At 56.3% G+C, this 206-nt stretch carries 1 protein-coding gene; it reads left to right on the plus strand.

The features are described 5' to 3' along the window. The coding region (locus EOJ37_RS14480; protein ID WP_206194001.1) for a hypothetical protein at nt 1-206 on the plus strand (206 nt) is incomplete at both ends.

Below are 206 nucleotides of genomic sequence, written 5' to 3' on the forward strand. Positions count from 1 at the left end.
CTGAGGGGATCTACGACTACCTGCTCGATAACACCAGTATCAGCGGTCAACAGGGGCTGTACCTCAACTACGAATTGCACACCCTTAACCTGCTGACGGATGATGTCAACGCACTGCTGATTGCCAGCAGTAGCGATCCGGCCAGCAATCGCCGGTTAACCGCACGGCTGACCGGCATCGGTGGCATTGTGTTTGATGGCAGTGCC

The sequence above is a fragment of the Serratia microhaemolytica genome (genome assembly GCF_004011885.1).
In the GTDB taxonomy this organism is placed as follows: domain Bacteria; phylum Pseudomonadota; class Gammaproteobacteria; order Enterobacterales; family Enterobacteriaceae; genus Serratia_G; species Serratia_G microhaemolytica.